The sequence below is a fragment of the Streptomyces krungchingensis genome, assembly GCF_054729265.1.
The window spans coordinates 3,026,357-3,051,538 of the sequence record NZ_JBPUKY010000001.1; the positions used below are offsets into that span (position 1 = coordinate 3,026,357).

The 25,182-nt window shown below is 71.9% G+C and carries 22 protein-coding genes; 5 read left to right on the forward strand and 17 right to left on the reverse strand.

The genetic code is table 11. The features are described 5' to 3' along the window. Positions 1 to 48: 48 nt before the first annotated feature. Positions 49 to 1,500 carry an NCS2 family permease gene (locus tag ACSYGO_RS13525; protein ID WP_460386754.1) on the reverse strand — a complete coding sequence of 484 codons (1,452 nt, stop codon included), beginning with the start codon at positions 1,498 to 1,500 and terminating at the stop codon, positions 49 to 51. 257 nt (positions 1,501 to 1,757) lie between these two features. On the opposite strand from ACSYGO_RS13525, the gene ACSYGO_RS13530 reads away from it, so the two are divergent. After that, positions 1,758 to 2,324 (forward strand): SigE family RNA polymerase sigma factor, encoded by a 567-nt coding sequence (locus ACSYGO_RS13530; RefSeq protein ID WP_426676126.1) that lies wholly within the window; start codon positions 1,758 to 1,760, stop codon positions 2,322 to 2,324. Next, positions 2,321 to 3,073: a hypothetical protein gene (locus ACSYGO_RS13535; RefSeq protein WP_460386755.1), complete on the forward strand. Its 753-nt coding sequence runs from the start codon at positions 2,321 to 2,323 to the stop codon at positions 3,071 to 3,073. Before ACSYGO_RS13530 ends, ACSYGO_RS13535 begins: the two co-directional genes overlap by 4 nt. A gap of 216 nt (positions 3,074 to 3,289) precedes the next feature. Here ACSYGO_RS13535 and ACSYGO_RS13540 read toward each other — a convergent pair whose 3' ends face one another. From ACSYGO_RS13540 to ACSYGO_RS13605, 14 genes are all read right to left on the reverse strand, one after another. Next, complete coding sequence (locus ACSYGO_RS13540) at positions 3,290 to 4,081, reverse strand: HAD family acid phosphatase (RefSeq protein ID WP_426676124.1); 792 nt, start codon at positions 4,079 to 4,081, stop codon at positions 3,290 to 3,292. A gap of 117 nt (positions 4,082 to 4,198) precedes the next feature. Next, positions 4,199 to 5,362: a pectinesterase family protein gene (locus ACSYGO_RS13545; protein WP_460386756.1), complete on the reverse strand. Its 1,164-nt coding sequence runs from the start codon at positions 5,360 to 5,362 to the stop codon at positions 4,199 to 4,201. Position 5,363: 1 nt separating this feature from the next. Continuing rightward, complete coding sequence (locus tag ACSYGO_RS13550) at positions 5,364 to 6,698, reverse strand: pectate lyase family protein (RefSeq protein ID WP_460386758.1); 1,335 nt, start codon at positions 6,696 to 6,698, stop codon at positions 5,364 to 5,366. A 205-nt stretch (positions 6,699 to 6,903) separates the two neighbouring features. Continuing rightward, positions 6,904 to 8,244, reverse strand: a complete 1,341-nt coding sequence (locus tag ACSYGO_RS13555; RefSeq protein WP_460386760.1) for an ABC transporter substrate-binding protein — start codon at positions 8,242 to 8,244, stop codon at positions 6,904 to 6,906. A 102-nt stretch (positions 8,245 to 8,346) separates the two neighbouring features. Next, positions 8,347 to 9,897: a glycoside hydrolase family 43 protein gene (locus tag ACSYGO_RS13560; protein ID WP_460386761.1), complete on the reverse strand. Its 1,551-nt coding sequence runs from the start codon at positions 9,895 to 9,897 to the stop codon at positions 8,347 to 8,349. Beyond that, positions 9,897 to 10,739, reverse strand: a complete 843-nt coding sequence (locus ACSYGO_RS13565) for a DUF6807 domain-containing protein (protein WP_426676120.1) — start codon at positions 10,737 to 10,739, stop codon at positions 9,897 to 9,899. Before ACSYGO_RS13565 ends, ACSYGO_RS13560 begins: the two co-directional genes overlap by 1 nt. Beyond that, positions 10,736 to 11,932, reverse strand: coding sequence for a Gfo/Idh/MocA family protein (locus tag ACSYGO_RS13570; RefSeq protein WP_426676119.1), 1,197 nt, complete (start codon positions 11,930 to 11,932; stop codon positions 10,736 to 10,738). Before ACSYGO_RS13570 ends, ACSYGO_RS13565 begins: the two co-directional genes overlap by 4 nt. After that, positions 11,929 to 12,831 carry a carbohydrate ABC transporter permease gene (locus ACSYGO_RS13575; RefSeq protein ID WP_426676118.1) on the reverse strand — a complete coding sequence of 301 codons (903 nt, stop codon included), beginning with the start codon at positions 12,829 to 12,831 and terminating at the stop codon, positions 11,929 to 11,931. The genes ACSYGO_RS13570 and ACSYGO_RS13575 overlap by 4 nt, the downstream gene beginning before the upstream one ends. Continuing rightward, positions 12,828 to 13,763 carry a carbohydrate ABC transporter permease gene (locus tag ACSYGO_RS13580; RefSeq protein WP_028803372.1) on the reverse strand — a complete coding sequence of 312 codons (936 nt, stop codon included), beginning with the start codon at positions 13,761 to 13,763 and terminating at the stop codon, positions 12,828 to 12,830. Before ACSYGO_RS13580 ends, ACSYGO_RS13575 begins: the two co-directional genes overlap by 4 nt. A 211-nt stretch (positions 13,764 to 13,974) precedes the next feature. After that, the gene (gene araD / locus ACSYGO_RS13585; RefSeq protein ID WP_426676117.1) at positions 13,975 to 15,696 is read right to left on the reverse strand and encodes an L-arabinonate dehydratase; all 1,722 of its coding nucleotides are present in this window, start codon (positions 15,694 to 15,696) and stop codon (positions 13,975 to 13,977) included. After that, the gene (locus ACSYGO_RS13590) at positions 15,693 to 16,601 is read right to left on the reverse strand and encodes a dihydrodipicolinate synthase family protein (RefSeq protein WP_426676116.1); all 909 of its coding nucleotides are present in this window, start codon (positions 16,599 to 16,601) and stop codon (positions 15,693 to 15,695) included. The genes araD and ACSYGO_RS13590 overlap by 4 nt, the downstream gene beginning before the upstream one ends. Further along, complete coding sequence (locus ACSYGO_RS13595) at positions 16,598 to 17,254, reverse strand: GntR family transcriptional regulator (protein WP_345653189.1); 657 nt, start codon at positions 17,252 to 17,254, stop codon at positions 16,598 to 16,600. The genes ACSYGO_RS13590 and ACSYGO_RS13595 overlap by 4 nt, the downstream gene beginning before the upstream one ends. Before the next feature lie 460 nt (positions 17,255 to 17,714). Beyond that, complete coding sequence (locus ACSYGO_RS13600) at positions 17,715 to 18,470, reverse strand: MBL fold metallo-hydrolase (protein ID WP_426676115.1); 756 nt, start codon at positions 18,468 to 18,470, stop codon at positions 17,715 to 17,717. Between the two features lie 272 nt (positions 18,471 to 18,742). Further along, positions 18,743 to 19,330 (reverse strand): TIGR03086 family metal-binding protein, encoded by a 588-nt coding sequence (locus ACSYGO_RS13605; RefSeq protein WP_426676114.1) that lies wholly within the window; start codon positions 19,328 to 19,330, stop codon positions 18,743 to 18,745. A gap of 151 nt (positions 19,331 to 19,481) precedes the next feature. On the opposite strand from ACSYGO_RS13605, the gene ACSYGO_RS13610 reads away from it, so the two are divergent. Then, positions 19,482 to 20,678, forward strand: a complete 1,197-nt coding sequence (locus ACSYGO_RS13610; protein ID WP_426676113.1) for an MFS transporter — start codon at positions 19,482 to 19,484, stop codon at positions 20,676 to 20,678. A 121-nt stretch (positions 20,679 to 20,799) separates the two neighbouring features. On the opposite strand, the gene ACSYGO_RS13615 is transcribed toward ACSYGO_RS13610, so the two are convergent. Both ACSYGO_RS13615 and ACSYGO_RS13620 read right to left on the reverse strand, forming a co-directional pair. After that, positions 20,800 to 21,975 (reverse strand): hypothetical protein, encoded by a 1,176-nt coding sequence (locus ACSYGO_RS13615; protein WP_426676112.1) that lies wholly within the window; start codon positions 21,973 to 21,975, stop codon positions 20,800 to 20,802. After that, positions 21,972 to 22,913 carry a 5-dehydro-4-deoxyglucarate dehydratase gene (locus ACSYGO_RS13620; RefSeq protein WP_426676111.1) on the reverse strand — a complete coding sequence of 314 codons (942 nt, stop codon included), beginning with the start codon at positions 22,911 to 22,913 and terminating at the stop codon, positions 21,972 to 21,974. Before ACSYGO_RS13620 ends, ACSYGO_RS13615 begins: the two co-directional genes overlap by 4 nt. A gap of 253 nt (positions 22,914 to 23,166) precedes the next feature. On the opposite strand from ACSYGO_RS13620, the gene ACSYGO_RS13625 reads away from it, so the two are divergent. Together ACSYGO_RS13625 and ACSYGO_RS13630 are read left to right on the forward strand one after the other, a co-directional pair. After that, positions 23,167 to 23,976 (forward strand): NAD-dependent epimerase/dehydratase family protein, encoded by an 810-nt coding sequence (locus tag ACSYGO_RS13625; RefSeq protein ID WP_460386763.1) that lies wholly within the window; start codon positions 23,167 to 23,169, stop codon positions 23,974 to 23,976. Between the two features lie 311 nt (positions 23,977 to 24,287). Beyond that, positions 24,288 to 25,049 (forward strand): DeoR/GlpR family DNA-binding transcription regulator, encoded by a 762-nt coding sequence (locus tag ACSYGO_RS13630; RefSeq protein WP_460386764.1) that lies wholly within the window; start codon positions 24,288 to 24,290, stop codon positions 25,047 to 25,049. Positions 25,050 to 25,182 lie beyond the last annotated feature (133 nt).

Genomic DNA, 25,182 nt, shown 5'->3' on the forward strand with positions numbered 1-25,182 from the left:
CACCCGCGAAGGGCCCCGCACCCCCGTCCGGGTGCGGGGCCCTCGTCGTCACTTCACGCCGAGGATCTGCTCGATCGGGTCGATCGCGAAGTACACGAGGAACAGCGCCGAGGAGGCCCACAGCAGCCAGTGGACCTCCTTCGCCCTGCCGAGGACCGTCTTGATCAGGACGTAGGCGAGGAAGCCCGCGCCGATGCCGTTCGTGATCGAGTAGGTGAACGGCATCACGGCGATGGTCAGGAAGGCGGGGATGGCGATCTCGTACCTGTCCCAGTCGATGTGCTTGACCTGGGTCATCATCAGGAAGCCGACCGCGACGAGCGCGGGCGCGGCGGCCTGCAGCGGGACGATCGTGAGCAGCGGGGTCAGGAACAGCGCGAGCGCGAAGAGCCCGCCGGTGACCAGATTCGCGAAGCCGGTACGGGCTCCCTCGCCGACACCCGCCGCCGACTCGATGTACGAGGTCGAGGAGGAGGCCGAGGCGGCACCGCCGGCCACCGCGGCGGCGCCGTCGATGAGCAGGACCCGGCCGAGGTTCGGCACCTTGCCCTCCTCGTCCAGCAGGCCGGCCTCGGCGCTGATGCCGACGACGGTGCCCATCGTGTCGAAGAAGTCGGACAGGACGAGCGTGAAGATCAGCAGGACGACCGTGATCGCGCCGGTCTCGCCGAAGGCACCGAACAGGCTGAAGTGACCGAGCAGTCCGAAGTCCGGTGAGGCCACCACGTCGTCGGGGAGCTTCGGCGTGGTCAGGCCCCAGCTCTTGATGTCGGCGGCGGAGTTGATGACGATCGCCACGATCGTCATGGTCACGATGCTGATCAGGATCGCGCCCTTGACCTTGCGGGCGAGCAGTCCGATGGTCAGCAGCACGCCGAAGCAGAAGACGAGGACCGGCCAGCCGGTCAGCGTGCCGGTGCCGCCGAGCTGCACCGGGACCGTGGTGCTCGCGACGTCCGGGATGCGGGTGACGAACCCGGCGTCGACGAAGCCGATGAAGGCGATGAACAGACCGATGCCGACACTGATCGCCTGCTTCAGCGGTTGCGGGATGGCGTGCATGACCGCTTCGCGCAGGCCCGTCACCACCAGTACGCAGATCAGCAGGCCCTCCAGGACGATCAGGCCCATCGCGTCGTCCCAGCTCATCAGCGGGGCGATCTGGAAGGCGACGACCGCGTTGAGGCCGAGGCCCGCGGCGAGCGCGAGCGGGAGGTTGCCGCCGAGGCCCATGACGACGGTCATGACGGCGGCCACCAGAGCGGTGGCGGTGGTCAGTTGGACGGCGTCGAGCTGGTGGCCGAACTTGTCCTTGGCGCTGCCCAGAATGATCGGGTTCAGGACAAGGATGTAGGCCATCGTGAAGAACGTGGCGAAGCCGCCGCGTATCTCCCGGCCGAAGGTGGAGCCCCGGGCGGATATCTTGAAGAACCCGTCGACGCTGTTCGCCGCGGGGGGCACGGCACTTGGCCGGTCGGCCACCTTCTGGGATTCGGACATGGCGTTGCTCCTCGATGCCTGCGTGCTGGGTGTGCGGATGCTGGCTGGATTGTTCCCGCGTCGCACCGGTTTCAGGTTTTCTCCGTGTTACGGAATCGAGTTCGGCCCGCCATACGGCGTTCGAAGCTCCGTACGGACGCTGATACGCTCTCGCATCCCGCCCCACGGACACGCCACTTCGTCACGGGTGGCACACGGGGGCCGCATGACCACGCACCTGCAACGGTGCCGGGATCCGCAGCGAGGAGAGGTCACCCGTGGGCACGGTCCTCGACGACAACGCCTCCGTGGAGTTCCACGCCTTCTTCGAGCGGCACTACGCCGAACTCTCCCGCCTCGCGGCCCTGTTGACGGGCGAACCGGACGTCGCGGACGATCTGGCGGCGGACGCGCTGCTCGCCCTGTGGCACCGCTGGGACCGGGTGCGTGCGGCGGACCACCCGGTGGCGTACGCGCGCGGTGTGGTCGCCAATCTCGCGCGCAGCCGCATCCGCAGCGCGGTGCGCGAGCGGCGGCGGATCACGCTCTTCTGGTCGAGCCGTGAGGACAGGGCCGAGAACCCCGATGTGCCGGGTGCGATCGACGTCCAGGAGGCGCTGCGCAGACTGCCGTTCCGCAAGCGGGCGTGCGTCGTGCTGCGGCACGCGTTCGACCTCTCGGAGAAGGACACGGCCCTCGCCCTCGGTGTGTCCGTGGGTACGGTGAAGAGCCAGACCTCGAAGGGCGTGGCGGAACTGAAGCGGCTCCTCGGCACCGACGGGACGCCGGTGCGGGTGCATGCGGGAGCGCTGCCCGCGGGTGGAACCGGAGGGTCGGACCGATGAGGAAGGCGCGGGACGTGCACGACGAGCTGCGCGCCGGGCTGCGGGACGCCGCCGAGGCGCACCGGCCCGACCGCGCGCACATCCTGGCCCGGGTGGAGCGCGGCATGGCGGGCGCTCGGGAGCGGCGGCCCGCACGGCGCGGGGCAGGCACCCGCGGCTGGCTCCGGGTCGCGGGTGCCACGGCGGCCGTCGCCGGAGTCCTCGCGGTGGGCGGCTACACGGTGGCCTCGGCCGTGCGGGACGGGACGCCGCAGCAGACCGTCGCGGTCTCGCCGACCCCCGAACCGTCGCCGGAAGCGACGGGCCGCCCGCCGGCCACCGGCAGCGAGGACGGGCCGCTGCGGTCCGACGGCTCGGTCGACCCGCACAGCAACGACTTCTGGGCGCAGAGCAGTGTGACGGTGAGGACGAACCGGCAACTGACGGCGCTCACGGTCCGGTTGAGGATCCGGCAGACCGGCGGGGTGAACGAGACGGGCGCCTGGCGGTCCCTGCCCGAGGACGACTTCACGACGACGGTCCGGGAGCGGGACGGCTTCCTCGTCTACACCTGGGTGCTGAAGCCGGGGCGCACGGTCTGGCCCGGCGAGTGGGTCTTCGCGGGACAGTACGACCACGAGCGCGGCGGCCGGGACGCGAAGGACGACCGGTACACGGCCACGGCCGTCTCGGGCGGTGAACGGTCCGCCGTCGCCGGTGACTTCGCGGTCCACGCGGACGACGGCACGGCGTCCGGCGCCGCCTCGTGATCCCGCCCCGCACACGGCAACCCTTTTCCCTCACGGACTCGCGTTCCGCGGGCCCTCGGACCTCGCTTACGGGATCGATTGCCCGGGGGAAACAACCGGACGTTCGATTCCGGCGTCCTCTCCCTTGCACGGACCTGCCGACCTGAGCCCCCCTCGGTCGGCAGAGAACGCCCCCGCCGGTGACGACCGGCGGGGGCGTTCGTCTCCCGGAAGGGCTCAGCTCACGAAGTACGTCGGGTTCGGGAGCTTGTACGTCCTGTCGGCGTAGCCGCCGTCGAGGTCGGAGTACTGGTCGCCGAAGTTGGCGACGATCTCGTACCCGAGGGACTCGATGTGCTTGCGGGTGCCGGACTTGTACTGCACGGTCGTGCAGTTCCAGGCGGTGGCCGTGGCACAGTCGCTCAGGTAGGCGGGCGGGTTGGCCGCGTCCTTGAGGAACATGTGGCCGGCGTCGAGGTTGACGTCGGCGCCGACCTTCTTGAGGTTCTTGACGGCGTCGGCGCGCTGCGACTCCTTCAGGCCCGAGTTGTAGAAGACCTCGACACCCTTGGACCGCGCGTACTCGACGAGCGCGGGGGTGCCGAAGACGGCCGGGCGGTCGGCCTGGGCGACGTACGCGGCCCAGGAGGCCGAGTTGTACGTGTAGTTGGTCTTCTTCTCGTAGTCGAGGGAGAGCAGCAGCGTGTCGTCGATGTCGAAGACGACCGCGGGCTTCTCGCCGTGGTGGCGGGCCTTGCGCGCCGCCTTGTCGATGTAGCGCTCGGCGTCGGACTCGATGCGCGCCAGGTCCTTGGCGTACGGGCTGTCCGGGGAGGCCTGGTACACGCCGTTGCTGTCGAGCGTCGTGCCGTAGTAGGTGTCGATGTCCTTGACCAGGACCCCGATGTTGTAGGGCTCGTGGGTCGAGTTCGCGGTCGACTGGCCGGCGGTGGCCGCACCGGCGCCGTACAGGGCGGCGCCGGCGACGGCACAGGCGGCGGCGATGGCCGCGATGCGTGGCTTATGCATGACAGGTTTCTACGCGCGTCACCCAGGGGAACGCGAGGCCCGTTGCCCGATCGATACATACTCCACAGGCAACGGGCCCCGCCGGCACCGGAGAGCCCGGCGCCGGCGGCCGGCGGGTCAGCGGTCCTGCCAGGGCGCCCAGTCGCCGAGATGTGTCTCGCGGGTGGCGGACTCGGCCTCCTCTGGGGTGAGTTGGGGCCGGTCGGCGGGGACCGTGACGGCCGCGCCCGGTCCCGTGTTGCGGTACTCGGCGAAGCGCTGGTTCTGCCAAGGGTGGGCGGACGACATGTCGGCGTAGGGTGCGACCGCGTCGGTCCCGGCGTCCAGACGGGTCTCGCGCACCGTCAGCATCGGCCGGGCGGTGGTGTCCGAGCTGGGCACCCAGGGGCGGGCCAGCTTGTAGTACCCGTCGGGGGCCGCGCTGGTGATCCGGCTTCGGACGACCAGGTAGCCGTGCGGAGCGGCGACCGCGGTGGACGGCGCGAAGACGAAGCCGTACGGGGCGGATGCCAGGTCGGTGCGGTCGAGCGTGTGGAAGTGGCAGTGCTCGTACACCGCCGTGGCCCGGCCGAAGACGAAGTCGACGTCGCCCTCGACGTAGCAGTCGCGGTAGTACTGGCGGGCGAAGGTGCCGAGCGCGATCGAGTCGGCGTAGAGCGTGTCCTGATGGCCGAGGAACCGGCAGTGGTGGAAGGCCGAACGGTCGCCCTGGACCTTGACGGCGACGGCCTGGGTGCCGGTGATGCCGGGGTGGTCCGCGCGCAGCCAGTCGTTGGCGAAGGTGATCCAGCGGGCCGTGAAGCCGTCGGTGCGCACGGTGGTCGTGGCCGAGCCGGAGGTGCCGTAGGTGCCCGAACCGTCAGGCTTCGTCGTGCCGGCCGCGTTGTCGTACACGACGACGACGTCGTGCGGGTCCTCGGAGGCGCCGATCCACGTCATCCCGGTGCCCGCGACGCCGGGCAGGCCGGTGGCCGGGTCGGTGACACCGACCGAGACGGTCTCGCGGTACACACCGGGTGCGAGGACCAGTGTGTGTCCGGCGCCCGTCGCGGCGTTCACCGCGGCCTGGACGGTGGTGTGGTCGCCGAGGCCGCCGGGATGGACGTACAGGGTCCGCTCGGTGAGCCGCGCGGACGGCGATCCGTACCGCCCGAAGGGCCTGCCGTGACGCCGTGCCGCCGACGGCGGCACGGCGGTCGCGGGGGCCGCGAGCAGCGGAGCCAGCGCGGCTCCGGTGCTCGCGGCGACGAACGCCCGTCTGCTGAGCGAGGGCCCGGCCATGTCAGCAGATCCTTCCGGCGCCCGCCCGGTGGTCGACGAGGCCCGGGACGGCCTTCGGCGGGTCGACCTTCGTGCGCAGGGTGGGAGTCCAGCCGGCACCGGACTGGAGCGTCTCGGCCGGGATCTCCGCGTTGTGCACGGCGATCAGGTCGGTCTTCCTGCCGTTGACGTAGTTGTCGGCGGCGGTGAGCGGCGCCTCCTTCCACTTCTTCAGGACGGTCGCGGCGCTGATCCCGTCGGGCAGCGTGAACGCGTTGTGCTCGGCCACGAGTTGGGACTCCATGCCGATGCCGAAGCTGTAGGAGTACGTGGAGTCGGCGACGAAGTGGTTGTTGTAGGAGTCGACCTGGCCGAAGCGGACGCGGGGCGCGCGCTCGACGAGACCGGTGAACAGGTTGTGGTGGAACGTGGTCTTCAGGTGTCCCCGGTCGACAGCGGCGGTCGCCGCGCTGTCGCTGTTGCCGATCAGGATCGTCTTGTCGTGGTCGGCGAACACGTTCCAGGAGGCGGTCACGTAGTCCGCGCCCTTGACGATGTCGAGTTCTCCGTCGTGCTGTTCGTAGATCCGGCCGTAGTACGTCGGCAGGGTACTGTCCGGGTGCTCCCCGTCGGTGAACGTGTTGTGGTCCAGCCAGACATGCGTGGAGCCGTACACGACGGCGCTGTCGTACTCGGAGTTCCAGTTCCCGGTGTCGCCGTCGGTGGGGTCCCACTGCGGGAAGCAGTCGAGGGGGCTCTCGAAGGCGAGGTTGCGGACGATGACGTTGTCGACGTCCTTGATCTGGAGGCTGGCGCCCTTGAAGCCCGCGTCCTCGCCGATGCCGATCAGTGTCGTGTTGGCGGGGACGGAGGCCTTGATGGCGGTGTCCTGGCGGGCGGCGGAGGCGCGGCGCAGTCCCTCGGGGCTGTCGTCGGGCTCGGCCGACAGGTCGGTGCCGTAACCCCAGTTCTCCGGCGAGTACTTCTGCAGGTAGGCGTCGAAGTCGTAGCCGTCGGTGGCGAAGGAGTCGCAGCCGACGGCGTTGGCGTCGATGGTGCCCTTCACCTTGATGATCTTCGGGGCGGTGCCGCCGGCGGCCAGGGCGGCCTTGAATCCGTCCCAGGTGGTGACGGTGTAGACGTGCGCGGCGTCGGCGGTGGACCCGCCGGTGGTGCCGGTGCCCGCGGAGGCCCATCCGTCGCGGGCCGCGAGGGTCTGGCGGGCGGGGTCGGCGGAGCGGGCCTCGGCGGTGGTACCGGTGACGGCGAGGACGAGGGCGGTGCAGCCGATCAGCGCCGCGGCACGTGTCGCCGAACGTCGTGCTATGGCATGCCCATGCCATTCCTGTGCGTTCATGGTGCGGCTCTCTTCCCGTCGGGTCGGGTGGCGGGTGGTACTCGGTCAGGCCGTGGGCCAGGTGATCCAGGACTCGGGGATCTCGTCGTGCCTTTCCCCAGGGGGTGGGAACCGCGCCCCGGCAGGGGCGCGGGGCACTGCGCGACCGGCCGGCCCGACGGCCGGACGACGGTCGCGCAGTCGCTTCACCGCGCGTGCGGGCGGGTCATCCGTGGTTCTTCTTCCAGTCCGCCTGCGCGGCGTTGAGCTGGTCGGCCAGCGTGTCCAGGAACTGCTTCGCGGTCATCTTGCCGAGCAGCAGCTTCTGGAAGTTCGGCTCGTTGTCGGCCTTGGAGATGGTGTTCCAGTCCGGCAGGTAGTACGGCAGCTGCACGATCTTGGTGCCGGTCCCGTTGAGCGCCTCGGCCGCCAGCTTGGTCGGCTCGGCCTGCTGGATCCATGCGTCCTTGGCCGCGTCGGTGTTCGCCGGCACCTGGCCCGCGGACTCGTTGAACTTGGAGTTCTCCTCGGCCGAGAGCGCGAACTCGATGAACTTCCAGGCGGCGGCCTTGTTCTTGCTCGACTTGAACAGGCTCAGCCCGTCGACCGGGTTGGACACCTGGACGCGCGTGCCGTCGTCCTGCGTCGGGTTCGGGATGCCGCGGAACTTGTCCGCGCCGAGGGCCTTCAGGTGGTCCTGGTAGGAGCCGAGGTTGTGGCTGAGCATGCCGATGGTGCCGCTGTCCCACTGGGCGACCATCTTGGTGAAGTCGTTGTTGACGTCCGCGGACGGGGTGTCCTTCTTGTACAGGGCCACGTACTTCTCCAGCGCGGCCACGTTCTTCGGATCGTTGACGGTGGTCTTGTCGCCGTTCCAGAACGAGGTGATGCCGGTCTGGCCGTACACCGCGTCCAGGGCCGGCGCGATCGCGCCCTCGCCGCCCCGGATGGTGAAGCCGAACGCGTTCTTGCCCTTGGCGGTGAGCTTGTCGGCCGCCGAGTAGAACTTCGACCAGGTCGTCGGGGCGTCCAGACCGGCCTTATCGAACAGGTCGGTGCGGTACCACAGCGTGCCGTTGTTGGCGGAGGTCGGCACCTGGTAGAGCGTGTCGCCGCCGCCCGCGGCCCGGCTGCTGTCGAGCAGGTTCTTGCTCAGCCTGCCGTTCAGCGCGCTCTTCTCGACCCGGCTGTCCAGCGGCTCCAGCGCGCCCTGGACCGCGACCTCGGCGAGCATCGCCGTGCCCACACCGCCGACGTCGGGCAGGCCGCCGCCCTGGATGGCGGTGTCGTACTTGGACTGGGCGCTCGCCGCGGGGATGCCGACGTAGTTCACCTTGATGTCCGGGTACTTCTTCTCGAAGTCGGCGATGATCTGCTTCCAGATGTCGGTGCGGACACCGCCGTTGTTGTCCCAGAAGGTGATCTCGCCCTTGCCGGAGCCCTCGCCGCCCTTGTCACCGGCCGAGCCGCTGCCGTCGTCGCCGCAGGCGGTGGCGGTCAGCGCGAGCACGGAACCCAGGGCGACGGCCGTCGCGGCACGCCTGCTTCTACGGATGCTGATCTTCATTGGTCGGCTCTCTTCATCTGGATTCAACGGGGTTGTGGGGTTTTCCGGGTGTGCGGCGACTGCGGTGTCGCCGCACCGGTGTGCGTGCGTCGGGAGCGGCCCTCAGGGGGCCGCGGTGACACGGAACTGCGTGAACGTGGCGGCGCCTGCATGACCCGCGCCCGCCGGGGCGAGCGCGAAGAGCCCGAGCAGGGCACCGACCCAGCGCCAGGGCGTGGCGGCGAAGACCTGTCCCGAGGACTCCCGGCCGTCGCCCACGTCGTACGAGAAGCGGCAGCGCGCGCCCGCGCCGATCTCGATCCACAGCCGGGCCGACCCGTCGGGTGCCACCCGGGAGTGCGCGGCGTCACGCTCGTACTCGGCGGCCGACTCGGCGAACCGGTGCACGAGCCGCACCGATCCGTCGGCCTCCCGCTGGAGCCCGATCCAGCCGAACGCGTCCCCGAGCACGGCGAGTCCGGCCCGGGCGCCCGGCTCCTCGCTGTCGAGCCGCAGCCCGACCTCGACGCAGGCGGCGCCGCCGGGCAGCCGCTGGGTGAGCACGTGCGGCAGTCTGCGCAGGTCGTGCGCGTCGGCCGTGCGCACACAGCTCAGCCGCAGCCCGTCCCCGGAATGCTGGGTGGCCCAGCCGTCCCGCGGGTTGGCCGTCCACTGCCACTGGCGCCCGAAGCGGCCCCCGGGGAAGTCGTCGTCCGTGGCGGGCACGGACGACGGCTGCGGCGGCAGAGCGGGCTTCGGGTGCACGGCGACCGGCGCTCCCCTGTCGCCGATCACCGGCCAGGCTCCGCCGGCCGGGGTGCCGTCCTCCTCCCAGCGCATCGGCTGGAGGTGGACGACCCGCCCGTAGGGGCCGCGCTGCTGGAAGTGCACGAACCAGTCCTCACCGCCGCCGGTGCGCACCCAGCCGCCCTGGTGGGGGCCGTTGACGTCGGTGTCGCCCTGCTCCAGGACGACTCGCTCCTCGTAGGGCCCGAAGAAGCCGCGCGAGCGGAAGACGCCCTGCCAGCCGGTCTCCACTCCCCCGGCGGGCGCGAAGATCCAGAACCAGCCGTCGTGCCGGTAGAGCTTCGGGCCTTCGAGGGTGAACCAACCGGGGATCCGGTCGGCGTCGACGACGACCTTCCCCTCGTCGAGCAGGCCCGTGCCGTCGGGGCGCATGCGGTGGCCGGTGAGCCTGTTCTTGATGCCCGAACGGGACTTGGCCCACGCGTGCACGAGATAGGCCTCGCCGGTCTCCTCGTCCCACAGCGGACAGGCGTCGATGAGCCCCTTGCCCGCCTCGACCAGATGCGGGCGGGTCCAAGGACCCCGGATCTCGGGGGCGTTGACCTGGAAGACCCCATGGTCGGGGTCTCCCCAGAAGATCCAGAAGCGGTCGTCGTGGTGCCGCAGCGACGGGGCCCACACCCCGCAGTCGTGCCGGGGGGCGCAAAAGTCCGCCGCGGGCTCCAGGCGGGGCAGGGCGTGTCCGACGAGCGTCCAGTTGACCAGGTCGCGGGAGTGCAGCAGCGGCAGGCCCGGAGCACGGCCGAAGCTGGAGGCGGTGAGGTAGAAGTCGTCGCCGACCCGCAGGATGTCGGGGTCGGACCAGTCGGCGTCCAGGACGGGGTTGCGGTAGGTCCCGTCGCCGAGGTCGGCGGAGGGCAGGGCCATCAGGGACTCACCGCCTTGCGGACGAGCGCGGCGGCCTCGGACCGGTCGAGCCGGCCGTCGGCGACGACGGTGACGATCCGCCGCACGACCGTGTCACCGGCGGCGACGGGCAGCCTCTCCTCGTGCGCGAGCGAGGAACCCACCCCCGGGTACTCGGCGGTGCGCACGAACCACGGGTCGTGACGCGTCGCCGCGGTGGCGCCGGCGAAGACGAGCGTCCAGGTGGCGCCCGCGAGGGCGAGCCAGTCGGCGCGCCGGCCGTGCACCGCGGTCACGCCCTCCGCGTCGGCGGTGAACACCCGTGGTGCCTCGTCCTCCTTGCGGGCGCGCCAGAAGAAGCCGCCGTAGGCCGCGCCGGGCCGCCCGTTGGTGGCCGGGCTGCCGATGGACAGCGTGCCCCGGGTGGTGTTCGTCAGCGAGAAGGTGAAGTCCAGCGCCCAGGCGGACCCGGTCAGTGCGGTGGTCGCCACCGTGCGCCGCTCGCGCAGCAGTTCGCCGCCGGCGGCCACCCAGCGCAGTTCCTCCACGAAGCCGTCGGGGTCGCGCAGCTGGAAGGCGGTGTGCCGCTGAGCGCCGTGGTTGTCGAGTTCGGTGGGTCCCCGGTCGCGGACATAGGTGCGTCCGCCCCAGAAGTTGTGCCCCTCGACGTCGGGTACGGCCACACCGACGCCGAGGTGGTGTGCGTGGTCGGCGGGGCTCAGCTCGGTGACGGCGGTGCCGGCCAGCGTGGTGACGGGGTGCAGGTACGGGCGCGGCGACAGCCGGGCCGGCAGTGCGGGCCGGGTGAGATAGCGGCCGACGGGGCGGCCCGCCACGCGCAGGACGAGCGACTCCTCGTTCATCCGGTGCTCACCTCCTTCGGCGGCGCCCAGACGGCGCCCAGCTCGGAGTAGAGGGCGAGGGTGTCGGCGGCGGCCGCGACCAGGCCGTCGACGCCGCGCACGACCCGGCGGTTCTCGCCGGGCACCCGGGTCCAGCTGTCCTCGGGCAGGGCGCGGGGATCGGGCGCCTGTCGAATCGCTTCAACGACCTTCATGAAGGCACCCGTCGACTCGGGCGTGACCAACAGGTCCGTGCCGTCCGTCAGATGGGCGACCAGGTTCTCCAGCAGGTCCGTCCGGCCGAAGGCGGTCTCCTCGGGGCCGTGCCCGGAGCGCTGTACGAGAACGCGGTCCTGCTTGTACCAGAAGGTGATCCGCCCGGCGCTTCCGTGCACCACGACGTACGGCTCGTCGGGCCGTTCGGCGCACAGGGTCGCGGCCACGGTGACCCGGCCGCCGGCCGTGGTGACGCGCACGCACGAGGTGTCGTCGGACTCGATGTCATTGGCGCGCAGCAGCTCGGTCTCGATCCCGGCGACGTCCTCGGCGCGGGTGGCGCCGTCGAGGGCGAGCGCCGTGGCGACGGCGTGGGCGAGGGGGTTGGTCAGCACACCGTCGACGACGTCCACGCCGTTCAGGCGGCGCTTGCCCGCCCACGGCGCACGCCGGTAGTACGCCTCGTCGCGTGCCCACGCCCCGGCCCCGCCGATCCCGAGCACCCGGCCGATCGCACCCCCGGCGATCAGTTCCCGGACGGCGGGCACGGCGTGCGAGCCGAGCGACTGGAAGCCGATCTGGCAGGCGACGCCGGCCGCGGCGACCCCGTCGGCCATCCTGCGGAACTCCGCGTACGAGGGGGCGGGCGGCTTCTCCAGCAGCAGGTGCACGCCCTTGCCCGCGGCGGTCAGCGCCAGGTCGGTGTGGGTGGGGATGGGGGTGCAGATCACGGCGATCGCCGCGCGGGTGGAGTCGAGGAGGGCGCCGAAGTCGGCGGACTGCTGGACCTGCCGGCCGTCCAGCTCCGCGTCCGTGAGCGGGGTCAGCTCGCAGATCCCGGCGAGCCGTACGAGGCCCTCGTCCTGCAGGCGGCGGATGTTGCGCAGGTGCCAGTCGCCGTGGCCGCGGGCGCCCGCGAGGACGACGGGCAGCGGCAGGTCCCGGGCGGGCGGGCTCGTCGGCCCGCCGGCGGCGGACGCCGCAGGCTGGTGGCTCATCCCTTCACCGCCCCCGCGCTGAATCCCGTGATCAGCCACTTCTGGATGAAGGCGAAGACGATGACGACGGGGACGGCGGCGATGATTCCGCCGGCGGCGAGCGCGCCGAGGTCGACACTGTCCGAGCTCATCAGGGTGTTCAGGCCGACCGGGATGGTCTGCTTGCCCTGGTCGCTGAGGAACATCAGGGCGAACAGGAAGTGGTTCCAGGCGTGCACGAAGGCGAAGGAGCCGACGGCGATCAGGCCGGGCCGCAGCAGCGGGAGCACGACGATCCGGAAGGCCTTGAAGCGGTCACAGCCGTCGACCCAGGCCGCCTCCTCCAGGGAGTACGGCACGTTCCTGATGAACCCGCTGATGAGGATCATCGACAGCGGCAGCTGGAAGACCGTCTCGGCGATGATGACGCTGCCCAGCGAGTTGATCATCTGGAGCTTGGCGAAGATCTGGAAGAGCGGCACGAGGAGCAGCGCCCCCGGCACGAACTGGGAGCACAGCAGCGCCAGCATGAAGCCGCGCTTGATCCTGAAGTCGAAGCGGGCGAGGGCGTATCCGCCGGCGAGGGCGACGACGGTCGTCAGCACCAGGGTGGCTAGCGCGATGAGCACGCTGTTCTGGAAGTAGGTCCCGAAGCTGCGCTCGGTCCACACCTTGTCGAAGTGGTCGAAGGTCATGGGCCACGGCACGAGCGAGGTGGAGCCGGCCGGGCGGAGCGCGAACAGCAGGATCCAGTAGAAGGGGACCAGGGTGAAGAGCAGGTAGACCGACAGCGGGAGGTAGATCTGCCAGCGGGGCACCTCGTCCCAGGCCCGCCTCGTCCTCCGTACGGTCGGCCGGGGTTCCTCGGCGGCCGGTGCGGGTGCGGCCGGAGCGATCGTCCCGGCGTCCTTGGTGATCACTTGTCCCCGCCTCCGAACTTGCTCAGTCGCAGGTAGACGATCGAGCAGAAGAGCAGAATCACGAACGCGACCGTGGTCAGGGCCGACGCGTAGCCGAAGTTGTGGGCGTCGACACTGGTGTTCGCGATGTAGAGCGGCAGTGTCGTCGTCTCGCCCGCGGGGCCTCCGCCGGTCAACGTGTAGAGCAGGTCGACGTTGTTGAACTCCCACACCGCGCGCAGCAGCGTGGACAGGACGATGGCGTCCTTGAGGTGCGGCAGTGTGATGTGCAGGAACTGCCGGACCCGGCCCGCGCCGTCGACCTCGGCGGCCTCGTACAGATCCTTGGAGACGGACTGGAGGTCGGCGAGGATGAGGATCGCGAAGAACGGCACGCCACGCCACAGGTCGGCGACCACCGCGGCCGGGAAGACGGTGGAGGTGTCGGAGAGCCAGCTGGTGCCGTACTGTCCGATGCCCGCGTCGGCGAGGTAACGCGTGATGCCCGTCTGGGAGTTGTAGAGCAGCACCCAGATCGCGGAGGTCAGCACGCCCGAGACGGCCCACGGTGAGAAGACCAGCGCGCGGCCGACCGCCCGTCCCACGAAGGTCTGGTTGACGATCAGCGCGAGCGCGAGGCCGAACAGCAGCTGGAGGCCCACCTCGACGACGACCCACTTGGCGCTGAAGGTCAGCGTGTCCCAGAACTGGGGGTCGTCGGTGAAGGCGTGCACGAAGTTGTCGAAGCCCGCGTAGCCGTTGCGCCAGGGCTTGGTGGGGTTGTAGTTCTGCAGGCTGTAGTAGAAGACGCTGATGACGGGGTAGGCGATGAAGCCCAGCATCAGCAGCGCCGCCGGGGCGATCAGCAGATACGGGAGCCTGTGCGGCGTCGCGGAGGCACGGCGTCGCCGGGCCGGCGCGGGCGGTTTCGCCACGGCTGCGGCTTGGGCCATGACTGTTCTCCGTTCGCTTGCGGTGGGTCTGTTCGGTGGGTGCGACCGGTCGTTCACGGACTGTGCAGGAAGCGCTTGCTACGTACATCTGGTTGAAGCGCTTCGCGGATCTCGTTCGGGATGTCGGCCGTGCGGACGTGCGGTCCGAGGACCCCGGGTGCGGATCGGGGTCCCCGTGTGCGGGGGCGGGCATCCCCGCCCCCGCTCGGGGTCACCCGGCGTACGGGTCCGGCACCTTCCCCGGCCTGGCCAGGAACTCGAAGTCGCAGCCGGTGTCGGCCTGCGTGATCTGGTCGTTGTAGAGCGCGCCGTAGCCGCGCTCGTACCGGGCGGGCGGCGGCGTCCACCGCGCCCCGCGGTTCTCCAGCTCCTCGTCGTCCACGTGGAGCCGAAGGGTGCGGGCCTCGACGTCGAGGGTGATCGTGTCACCGCTGCGCACCAGGGCGAGCGGCCCGCCGACGTACGACTCGGGCGCCACGTGCAGCACGCACGCGCCGTAACTGGTCCCACTCATCCGGGCGTCGGAGATCCGCACCATGTCCCGGACGCCCTGCTTCAGCAGGTGGTCGGGGATGGGCAGCATCCCGTACTCGGGCATGCCGGGGCCGCCCTTGGGGCCGGCGTTGCGCAGCACCAGCACGCTGTCGGCCGTGATGCCGAGCCCGGGGTCGTTGATGGTGCGCTGCATGGTCCGGTAGTCGTCGAAGACGACCGCGGGACCGGTGTGCTTGAGCAGGTGCGGTTCGGCGGCGATGTGCTTGATGACGGCGCCGTCGGGGCAGAGGTTGCCGCGCAGCACGGCGACCCCGCCCTCCGGGGCGACCGGGTTGTCGCGGGTGCGGATGACGTCGTCGTTGTGCACGCGTGCGCCGTCGAGCTGTTCGCGCATGCTGTCGTGCGACACGGTCGGCCGGTCGAGGTGCAGCAGGTCGGTGATCCGGGACAGGAACCCGGGCAGGCCGCCGGCGAAGTGGAAGTCCTCCATCAGGTACTTCTGTCCGCCGGGCCGGACGTCGGCGAGCACCGGCACGGTCCGCGCGATGCGGTCGAAGTCGTCGAGGGTGAGGGGAACCCCGGCTCGGCCGGCCATGGCGATCAGATGGATCACGGCGTTGGTGGAGCCGCCGAGCCCGAGGACGGTGGTCACCGCGTCCGTGAAGGCGTCGGCCGTCAGGATGTCGGACAACTTGCGGTCCTTGCGGACGAGTTCGACGATCCTGAGCCCGGACGCGGCGGCCATCCGGTCGTGTCCGGAGTCGACGGCGGGGATGCTCGACGCGCCGGGCACGGTGACGCCGAGGGCCTCGGCGGCGGCGGTGAGCGTGGACGCCGTCCCCATGGTCATGCAGTGCCCCGGCGACCTGGCGAGCCCGCTCTCCAGTTCGCTCATCTCGCAGTCCCCGATGAGCCCGGCGCGCTTGTCGTCCCAGTACTTCCACATGTCCGTGCCGGAGCCGAGGACCTCGTCGCGCCAGTGCCCGGGGAGCATCGGCCCGGCGGGCACGAACACGGTCGGCAGGTCGACGGAGGCCGCGCCCATCAGCAGGGCGGGAGTCGACTTGTCGCAGCCGCCCATCAGCACCGCGCCGTCGACCGGGTACGACCGCAGCAGTTCCTCGGTCTCCATCGCGAGCATGTTGCGGTAGAGCATCGGGGTCGGCTTCTGGAAGGTCTCGCTGAGCGTCGACACCGGGAATTCGAGCGGGAACCCGCCGGCCTGCCACACTCCGCGCTTCACGGCCTGCGCGCGGTCGCGCAGGTGCACGTGGCAGGGGTTGATGTCGCTCCAGGTGTTGAGGATGGCGACGACCGGCTTGCCGAGGTGCTCCTCGGGCAGATAGCCGAGCTGCCGTGTCCGGGCCCGGTGGCTGAACGAGCGGAGCCCGTCCGTGCCGTACCACTGGTGGCTTCTGAGGTCTTCCGGGCGCTTCATATGGACCACCCCGCGGCGATGGCCGCCACCTCCGCGCGCTCGGGTCCGGGCAGCGGCTTGCTCGGCGGGCGGACGTCACGGCGGCACAGGCCGAGCGAGGCCAGCGCCTCCTTGACCACGGTGACGTTGTTCGCCGAGCCGTTGGCCGCGCGCAGTTCCTCGAAGCGGCGGATCTGTTCCCAGACCTTCATGGCGGCCGGGTAGTCCCCGGACCGAAGCGCTTCGATCATGTTCAGGGAGACCGCCGGGGCGACGTTGACGAGCCCCGAGGTGAAGCCGGTGGCACCGGCCGAGAAGTACGAGGGCGCGTAGGGCTCGGCGAGTCCGGCCACCCAGACGAAGCGTTCGAGTCCGGCGTCCCGCGCGAAGGCGGCGAAGCGCGCGGCGTCCGGCACGGCGTACTTCACCCCGACGACGTTCGGGCAGGCGTCGGCGAGTTCGGCCAGGCGCGCGCCCTCCAGCAGGGGGTTGCGGAGGTAGGGGACGACACCGAGCTCGGGCACGGCCTCGGCGATGGCCCGGTGGTAGTCGACCCAGCCGCCCTCCGAGACGTACGGGTGCACCGGCTGGTGGACCATCACCATCTGTGCGCCGAGTTCCCGTGCGTGCCGCGCGGAGGCGATCGCGGTGGGCACGTCGTGTCCGACGCCGACGAGGATTGCGGCCCGGTCCCCCGCCTCCTCGATGGTCAGCTCGGTGACGAGTTGCCGCTCTTCGGGCGTCAGCGCGTAGAACTCCCCCGTGTTGCCGTTCGGTGTCAGGGTTCTGACTCCGCCGTCGAGCAGCCGGCGCAGCAGGGCCCGGTGAGTGTCGCGGTCGATCGTGCCGTCCTCGGCGAACGGGGTCACGGGGATCGCCACGACCTCGGCGAGCGCCGCCCGCTGGGTCTCGTACGTCGCTGTCATTCCTGTCCATCCTCTTCCTGGCCCTGGGGGAAGGCCCGTTGCACGAACGACGCGATGTGGGCGTGCAGCGCCCCGGCCGCGCCGTCGGCGTCACCGTCGAGGGCGAGCCGCAGGATCTCCCGGTGCTCGCTGGCCTCGCGCTCCCAGGACGGGTTCGCGGCCCAGGCGACCGTGGAGACCAGGGCGGCCTGGTCGCGCACCTCGTCGAGCATCCGGCCGAGCAGCGGATTGCCGCAGGGCACGTACAGGGCGCGGTGGAACTCCCGGTTGGCGAGCGAGCGTTCCGCGGTGTCGGCGGCCCCGTCGGCGCGGGTCAGCGCGTCCCGCGCGGCGTCGAGGGAGGCCCCGCGGCGCACCGCCCGGCGCAGCGCCTCCGGTTCGAGGAGCAGCCGCACGTCGTACACCTCGCGCGCCATGTCCGCATCCACCATGCGCACCGTGACGCCCTTGTACTGGTTCATCACGACAAGACCGGTACCGGCCAGTGTCTTGAGCGCCTCGCGCACCGGTGTCTTCGACACCCCGAACTGCGCGGCGAGCTCGGTCTCGACCAGGGCCTGTCCGGGCGTCAACTGCCCGGTGAGGATGCGGTGTTTGATCCCCTCCAGCACGAATTGCGTGCGGGACGGGATCGGGGTGGGCACAGAGGTCATGCGCGCCTCTCGGATCTCACGTGTCGGATCGCGTGTATCGGATCTCGCGTATCGCGTCTCATATATGACGTACGAAGTACGACGCGATGAAGGTAAGAGCGGTGCAGTGTTTCGTCAACGCTTCGGACAAAAGAAGTTGGGGTGACCGGCAGGCCGGGGACGGTGCCGGGCGAGTCGGGGTGCGTGGCGCAGGGGCTGTTCAGGGGGCGCGCGTCCGGGCCGGATTCGGTGGTGCGCACGGGGTGTTCGGGTGCAGGTCATGGCCGGACCAGCCGGTGCGCACCGGGTGTTCGGGCGCTCGTCTCGGCCGGAATCCGTACTGCGCACGAGGTGTTCGGGCGCACGCCACGGCCGGACTCGGCGGTGCGCAAGAGGTGCTCGGGCGAACGCCACGGCCGGACTCCGCACTGCGCACGGCACTTCAGGGGTGCGCCGCCGGGGCGGAGTGGCCGGTGCGTGGTCAGAAGGCCCGGGTGCCGCCCTCGCGGGCGGTCGCGGTCCGGCCGCCGAAGGCGTCCGCGGCGCGCGTGGTCGCCGTCTGCGGCGTCAGCGTCGGCCCCACGTGGGTGACGAGCAACTCGCCGACCCCGGCCCGCCGGGCGACCGCGCCGGCGTCCTCCGGCGTGAGGTGCACCGGGCGTTCGCTTTCGCCATGCCGGTCGATGTCCGCCTCGCACAGGAACAGGTCTGCGCCGGAGGCGAGTTCGTCGAGCGCGGGGCACGGCCCGCTGTCTCCGGAATAGGCGAGGACGCTGCCGCCGCACTCGGCCCGCAGCCCGTAGGCCTCGACGTCGTGCACGACGGCCCTGGTCCGCAGCACCAGTTCGCCCACGCGCTCCTCGTGGCCGTCGTACAGGGGACGGAAGTCGAACACCCCGGCCATGAAGCCGACATCGGGCTGTCCGAAGAAGCCGGCGAGCCGGCGTGCGAGCTCCGGCGGCCCGTACACGGGCAGGGGCGAGGGAAGCGTCAGCCCTCCGTAGGCGAACCCGTACAGGGCGGCCGTCAGGTCGGCGTAGTGATCGGCGTGCAGATGCGAGACCCATATCGCGTCCAGCCGCGTCGGATCCGTGTGCCTTTGCAACGCGGCGAAGGTCCCGGGCCCCGCGTCGACCCACACCTCGGCGCCTCCGCCTCGCAGCAGATGGCCGGAACAGGGACGGCCGGGCTGCGGGTGCGGAGAGGCGGTGCCGAGGACCGTGAGGGCGATGGCCATGCGGGGAGCGTACGCGCGGGCCGCGTTGCGGGGCCCGGCATTTCACCGGGACCGGAGCACGCGGGACCGACGCGCGGGGCCGCCGCATACGGGCCCGCGCCGTCACGCGGCACACGCCGGCCCGACGGTGCCGGGCCGGCGTTCCGTGGACGCCGGCCGCCGGACGCCGGGGGGCGCGGGACGTCGGACGCCGGGGGGGCGCGGGACGTCGGACGCCGGGGGGGGGCGCGGGACGTCGGACGCCGGGGGCGCCGTCGAGCGGCGCGGGCGCGCTACGCCTTCCAGCCGGGGTCGCGCCCGCTCAGCCCGAGCACCCGGTCGAGGAGCGGCGCGTCGTCGGGCACCGGCACCACGGGACCGAAGATGCCCCCGCCCCTGCTCGGATCCTCGGCAGCCGCGACGAGGAAGCCGTACGACGCCTTCAGGGCGACGGGGTCCGGCTCGTACGCCTGGCCGGTGGCGCGGGCGAGGTCCCAGCCGTGCACCACCAGTTCGTCGGCGGCGACGGCGGCGGCCACCGCGCCCGGCAGCGGCACTCCGCCCGCCCGGGTCTCGCCCGTCCAGGCAGCCGGGTCCCGCCAGGCCTCGGCGAGCTCGTCGAGCGCCTTCGGCAGGGTCTCCCGCCAGCCGGCCGCGATGTCCGGCAGCGAGGTGTCGGGGCTGCTGTCCGTCGTGGGGCCCAGGTCCTTGCGGCCCGCGTCGCGGAAGGCCACGGACAGTCCGGCCAGATGTCCCAGCATGGTGTGCACCGGGTACCTCGGACAGGGCGTCTCGTTGTCGAGCTGCCCGTCCATCACGCCCTCCGCGAGCCGCGCCACGATCAGGGCCTGCGGCCCGAGGTCGAACATCTCGACGGTCATCCACTTCTCCTCAGCGTTCGTGTCCACTGACGGGTGGACCGGAGTCGCGCCCGAAACTCATCGGTCGCGCGCCGGCCCGGCCCGCGCAGGCCGGACCCTAGGGCGATCGCCCGATCCCCGGGCAGCCGCCTTAGAACCACGATCACCGGCCATGACATGGACAGTGACCCGGGTGCTGAGCGACCGCAACGCGGCGCTGTACCTCACCGGAGCAGCGGTCTCCGGTTTCGGCTCGTCGGCGATGTGGCTGGTCTGCGGCATCTGGGTCAAGGACCTGACCGGCTCGGACGGCCTGGCGGCCCTGTGCGTCTTCACGCTGTGGGCCCCGACGCTGATCGGCCCCGCGCTCGGCACCCTCGCCGACCGCACCCGCCGCAGACCGCTGCTGATCGCCTCGAACCTGGCCCTCGCCGCGCTGCTGCCCCTGCTGCTCACCGTGGACGCGCCGGACCGCCTGTGGGTCCTGTTCGCGGTGCTCCTGGTCTACGGCGCGACGGGGGTCGTGCACGACGCGGCCGAGTCCGCCCTGCTCGCCTCCGTGGTCGGCGCGCCGCTCCTCGGCGACTTCAACGGTCTGCGCATGGCGGTCAACGAGGGCATGAAGCTGGTCGCCCCGCTGACCGGGGCCGGCCTGTACGCGGCGTACGGGGGCGCACCGGTCGCGCTGCTGGACGCGGCGACGTTCGCCTCGGCCGCGGGCGTGTTCGCGCTGCTGCGCGTCCGTGAGACCCCGCCGCCCAGGGGGACGACGGAGGGGTGGCGGGCCCGCACGGCGCTGGGCGCGCGTGCCCTGTGGCGCCACGGCGGCCTGCGGACCCTGGTCCTGGCCGGAGGCACGACCATGCTCTTCGCGGGCCTGAACGGCGCGACGGTCTACGCCGTGGCCGAGGGGCTGGGGCACTCCCCCGCGTACGTGGGCGTGCTGTACGTCGCCCAGGGCGTCGGGTCCGTCGCCGTCGGGCTGGCCTCCGGGCCGCTCCTGCGCCGTCTGGGCGAACGGCGGTTCGCCGGGTACGGGATCGCGCTCACCGCCGTCGCGGTCGCACTGCGCGCGGTCCCCTCCGACGCCGTGGTGCTCGGCTCGTGCCTCGCCGTCGGTGTCGGACTGCCGTGCGTCCTGGTCGCGGCGTACACCGCGATCCAGCGGGAGACTCCCGGTCATCTGCTCGGCCGTGTCACGGCGACGGCGGGCACGCTGCTGTACGCACCCAACGCCGTGGGGCTGGCCGTCGGTGCGGGGCTGGTCGAGCTGGTCGACCATCGGCTGCTGCTGGTGGCGCTGGGGGTCGCCCGTCTGGTCACGGTGGGGCCGTTGCTGCGGCGGTCCGGGGCGCCGGTGCCGGATTAGCACCGGGTGGCTCGCCCCCCTTCGCCCCGGCCCGTCACCCCCGGAACGGGGGGCGGCCCCCCGGCTCCGGCTGCCTGAACGGCCTAAGCCCCCGGACGCCGTACGGGCTCCCGCACTCCCCCTAGGTCAGCCCCGCCAGGGCCTCCCGTACCGCGGCCAGGTCCGCGTCCGACGCCAGCCCTGCGTGGTAGAGGCGGAGTTCGGTCGCGCCCAGCGCCGCCGCCCGCTCCGCGTCCGCGGCGAGCGTCCCCGGGTGGCCGCCCATCCCCGACACGACGGTGAAGTTGGCGGCCAGCACGCTCTCCCGGCCGGCCGGGCGGGCCTCGGCGAAGGGGGTCAGCAGCCCCGCGCCGCCGGTGCACGGGACGACCACCCCGTCCGCCACGGACAGGACGCGTGCGGGGTCGACACCGGCGTTCGCGCCGCAGTGGTAGGACACCGGGTCCGCGTGCAGCAGCACCTGGAACCCGTCGGGCGCCGCGGCCCGCACCGCCGCGACCGCCGCCTCCTGGAGTTCCCCGGCGACCGCGTCACGCCACGCGTGCGTGCCCGCCGCCGCCTCCGCCCCGAGCAGCTTCTCGACCCCGGCCCAGCCGCCGTCCGACGGCGCGCCGCGCCACACCGCGTCCAGCGCCTCCCGTACGGCGGTCGGCAGCCGCCGTGCGTCGAGGCCCTGTCCGGCGTAGCCGTCGAGGCACGCCGGACAGAAGCACAGCGACATCAGGTACTGGCCGGCGTCGCCGAGCGCCACTCCGCCGATCTTGTCGTGTGCGTGCAGGTGGGCCAGCCCGTACCAGCCCAGCGACTCCAGCTCCGTACCGTGCGCTCCGGGGCGCACGGCGGCCTCCGCGGCGAGGTCGACGAGGTAGGCCCGCGTCGCGGGCTGCGCGATGCACGGTGCCCAGGGGTAGCGGTCGCCGTACGCGTTGACCACGGACGTCGACGGATGGTCCGCTCCCATACGGGAGTTGTGCGCGAGGACCACCCATGTGTGGACCTCCAGGCCGGCGCCGGCGAGCTCGGCGGCGGCCGTCCCGAACGCGTCGCCGGGCGCCCAGTCGCCGGCCGCGTACGGCCGCGGGGTGCGCCCCTGCCAGCGCGCGTCGTCCGCCGGGTACAGCACGGCCGCGTGCGAGGCGGTGACGACGCGGTGCCGGGGATGCCGGGGCGTCAGGGCCCGCGTGGAGTGGTAGGCGGAGGCCAGCGTGACCTGCCGGACGCCGAGTCCGGCCGTGCGCGCGGCGGCCTCCGGGTCTCCGTTGACGTCCCACGGGTAGAGGAACGCGGACGTCTTCACAGGCCCTCCTCCAGCAGCGCGTGGCCGCGCTCGATCAGCTGCGCCAGTTGCTTGACGTGGTCCTCGGCCGGTTCGTGCAGCGGCGGCCGCACCTCGCCCACGTCCAGGCCCCGCAGCCGTACGCCCGCCTTGACGAGTGCGACGGCGTAGCCGCGGCCCAGGGCCCGCAGGTCGACGAAGGGGCGGTAGAAGCCGTCGAGCAGCCGGTTCACCGTCTCGTCGTCCCCGGTGTTCAGCGCGCGGTGGAAGGCCTGCGCGATCTCGGGGGCGAAGCAGAACACCGCGGACGAGTAGAGCGTGATGCCCACGCCCCGGTAGGCGAGCCCGGTCAGCTCCGCCGTCGGCAGTCCGTTGAAGTACAGGAAGTCGCCCGGGGCCTCGCTGCGCACGGCGCTCACGATGCGCTGCATCAGGTCGAGGTCGCCGAGCCCGTCCTTGAAGCCGATGATGCCGTCCGTGCGGGCCAGTTCGACGACGGTCTCCGGCGTGAAGACGGCGTTGTCGCGCTGGTAGACGACGATGTCGAGCGAGGTGGCGGCGGCGATCTCCCGGTAGTGCCGCAGCAGTCCCTCCTGGCCGGCCACGACGAGGTACGGCGGCATGGCGAGCAGCCCGTCGGCCCCGGCGGCCTCCGCCAGCCGCGCGTAGCGGACGGCCAGCGCGGTCCCGTATCCGGCGCCCGCGACGACGGGCACGCGTCCCGCGGCCGCCTCGACCGCCGCCCGCACGCACGCCTCGAACTCCTCCGGCGTGAGCGCGTGGAACTCACCCGTGCCGCAGCAGGCGAAGACGGCCGCGGCTCCGGCCTCGACACCGCGCCGCACGTGTGCGCGGTAGACGTCGAGGTCGACGGAGCCGTCGGGGCCGTACGCGGTGACGGGGAAGAACAACGGCCCGCTCGGGATACTCAGTCGAGCGGCGAGAGGGGCTGAGGTCACGGGCTCTCCCTAGACAGGTGCTCACCGGTGCACGTTTCTGATCCACGTCTATATTTCTGAACGCGCCCACGCTAATTCGCGACCTCAGGACGGGTCAAGCGCGCAAACCCGCAACACCGCAGCGGATTCGCCACCTCCGCGCGACACTTGACGGGGCAGGTCGGCACTCCCTAGCGTGTCCACGGATGTGAATGTCGTACATGAATACGGCCGCCCGTCGTGGCACATCGCCCCGCACCGAGGAGACACCCGCATGCCCGCTCCCCGCACCGTTCTGCTCACCGGCGCCGCCGGCGGACTCGGCACCCTGATGCGGGGACTGCTGCCGGAGTACGGCTACGAGCTGCGCCTCCTCGACCTGCTGCCCGTCGAGGGCGAGCCGGACGCGATCACCGCGGACCTCTCCGACCGGGCGGCGCTGCGCGAGGCGGTCCGGGGCGTCGACGCGATCATCCACCTCGCGGGCATCTCCCTGGAAGCCTCTTTCGACAAGATCCTCAAGGCGAACATCGAGGGGACGTACAACCTGTACGAGGCGGCGCGCGAGGAGGGCGTACGCCGGATCGTGTTCGCCTCCTCCAACCACGCGGTGGGATTCACCCCGCGCCCGCAGGGCGAGGACCCGCTCATCCCGGTCGACACCCCGCGCCGCCCGGACACCTTCTACGGACTGTCCAAGTCGTTCGGTGAGGACCTCGCGCAGTTCTACTGGGACAAGCACGGTCTGGAGACCGTCTCGGTGCGGATCGGCTCCTGCTTCGCCGAGCCGACGAGCGTGCGCATGCTCTCCGTCTGGATGAGCCCCGAGGACGGGGCCCGCCTCTTCCACGCGGCGCTGACCGCCGAGGACGTGCGGCACACCGTCGTCTACGGCTCGTCCGCCAACACCCGCCTGTGGTGGGACCTGTCGACCGCGCGGTCCCTGGGCTACGAGCCGCGGGACGACTCCGAGCCGTACGCGCCGAAGCTGATCGCCGAGCAGGGCGAGCTCGACCCGGACAACCCGGACCACGCCCACCTGGGCGGCCACTTCACCACCCGCCCGCCGATCTGGCCGCACTGACGGCGGTTCGGCACAGCGACACACCGGCACACCGGCACACCGACACAGGACGACGACCCGGGAGCGGGCGGGCACCGAACGGGCCCGCCCGCTCCCGCGTTCGGGCACGCACCCTGCCCGATCTCCCCCCGGCCCCCGCTCCGCCCCAGGTCCGCCGCGGGCAGCCGTCGCGCGAAACGGGCACGACCGGGCACCATCGGGCACGCAACAGGCCTGGTCAGTGGCGAAAACCCGCTGTAGAACTTCCCTCAAGGGCCCGCCGGGCCCGAACGGGCAGTGTGCGACGGAGCGCGAGGGAGCGGGTGACGGCCATGACGGCGGAGGAACGGCAGCGCGAGATCGTCCGGGCCGCACGCCGCGCGGGCTCGGTCGACGTCACCGCGCTCGCCGCCGAACTGGGCGTCGCCAAGGAGACCGTACGGCGCGATCTGCGCACCCTGGAGGACCACGGTCTGGTGCGCCGCACCCACGGCGGCGCCTACCCCGTGGAGAGCGCCGGCTTCGAGACCACGCTCGCCTTCCGCACCACGAGCCATGTGCCCGAGAAGCGCCGGATCGCGGCCGCGGCGGCCGAGCTGCTCGGGGACGCCGAGACCGTGTTCGTCGACGAGGGCTTCACCCCGCAGCTCATCGCCGAGGCACTGCCCAGGGACCGGCCGCTGACGGTGGTCACCGCGTCCCTGGCCACGGCCGGCGCGCTCGCCGAGGCGGACCACACCAGCGTCCTGCTGCTCGGCGGCCGGGTCCGTCCCGGCACGCTCGCGACCGTGGACCACTGGACGACGAAGATGCTCGCCGGCTTCGTCATCGACCTCGCCTACATCGGCGCGAACGGCATCTCCCGCGAGCACGGCCTCACCACCCCCGACCCGGCGGTCAGCGAGGTCAAGGCACAGGCGATCCGGGCCTCCCGGCGCACCGTCTTCGCGGGCGTGCACACCAAGTTCGGCGCGGTCAGCTTCTGCCGGTTCGCCGACGTCACCGCCCTGGAGGCGATCGTCACCAGCACGCTGCTCCCGGCGTCCGAGGCGCACCGCTACTCCCTGCAAGGCCCCCAGGTCATCCGAGTCTGAGAACCCAACTCACCCGCTCTCCCCCACCCCTCACCCCCTCCCCTCCTCACATCCAGAAACCCAACCGACCCTCCCCAGGGGCCCGTCCGCGCCCGGTCGCGCCCCTTATCTCCCCATACGTCCAGGAGTGATC

Excerpts from the sequence above, each read along its gene's own strand:
- ACSYGO_RS13590 (WP_426676116.1), bottom strand. The coding sequence starts at position 16,601 with ATGACAGCGACGTACGAGACCCAGCGGGCGGCGCTCGCCGAGGTCGTG.
- ACSYGO_RS13595 (WP_345653189.1), bottom strand. The coding sequence starts at position 17,254 with ATGACCTCTGTGCCCACCCCGATCCCGTCCCGCACGCAATTCGTGCTG.
- ACSYGO_RS13555 (WP_460386760.1), bottom strand. The coding sequence starts at position 8,244 with ATGAAGATCAGCATCCGTAGAAGCAGGCGTGCCGCGACGGCCGTCGCC.
- araD (WP_426676117.1), bottom strand. The coding sequence starts at position 15,696 with ATGAAGCGCCCGGAAGACCTCAGAAGCCACCAGTGGTACGGCACGGAC.
- ACSYGO_RS13535 (WP_460386755.1), top strand. The coding sequence starts at position 2,321 with ATGAGGAAGGCGCGGGACGTGCACGACGAGCTGCGCGCCGGGCTGCGG.
- ACSYGO_RS13540 (WP_426676124.1), bottom strand. The coding sequence starts at position 4,081 with ATGCATAAGCCACGCATCGCGGCCATCGCCGCCGCCTGTGCCGTCGCC.
- ACSYGO_RS13545 (WP_460386756.1), bottom strand. The coding sequence starts at position 5,362 with ATGGCCGGGCCCTCGCTCAGCAGACGGGCGTTCGTCGCCGCGAGCACC.
- ACSYGO_RS13565 (WP_426676120.1), bottom strand. The coding sequence starts at position 10,739 with ATGAACGAGGAGTCGCTCGTCCTGCGCGTGGCGGGCCGCCCCGTCGGC.
- ACSYGO_RS13550 (WP_460386758.1), bottom strand. The coding sequence starts at position 6,698 with ATGAACGCACAGGAATGGCATGGGCATGCCATAGCACGACGTTCGGCG.
- ACSYGO_RS13625 (WP_460386763.1), top strand. The coding sequence starts at position 23,167 with ATGCCCGCTCCCCGCACCGTTCTGCTCACCGGCGCCGCCGGCGGACTC.
- ACSYGO_RS13525 (WP_460386754.1), bottom strand. The coding sequence starts at position 1,500 with ATGTCCGAATCCCAGAAGGTGGCCGACCGGCCAAGTGCCGTGCCCCCC.
- ACSYGO_RS13630 (WP_460386764.1), top strand. The coding sequence starts at position 24,288 with ATGACGGCGGAGGAACGGCAGCGCGAGATCGTCCGGGCCGCACGCCGC.
- ACSYGO_RS13560 (WP_460386761.1), bottom strand. The coding sequence starts at position 9,897 with ATGGCCCTGCCCTCCGCCGACCTCGGCGACGGGACCTACCGCAACCCC.
- ACSYGO_RS13580 (WP_028803372.1), bottom strand. The coding sequence starts at position 13,763 with ATGGCCCAAGCCGCAGCCGTGGCGAAACCGCCCGCGCCGGCCCGGCGA.
- ACSYGO_RS13605 (WP_426676114.1), bottom strand. The coding sequence starts at position 19,330 with ATGACCGTCGAGATGTTCGACCTCGGGCCGCAGGCCCTGATCGTGGCG.
- ACSYGO_RS13600 (WP_426676115.1), bottom strand. The coding sequence starts at position 18,470 with ATGGCCATCGCCCTCACGGTCCTCGGCACCGCCTCTCCGCACCCGCAG.
- ACSYGO_RS13610 (WP_426676113.1), top strand. The coding sequence starts at position 19,482 with ATGACATGGACAGTGACCCGGGTGCTGAGCGACCGCAACGCGGCGCTG.
- ACSYGO_RS13570 (WP_426676119.1), bottom strand. The coding sequence starts at position 11,932 with ATGAGCCACCAGCCTGCGGCGTCCGCCGCCGGCGGGCCGACGAGCCCG.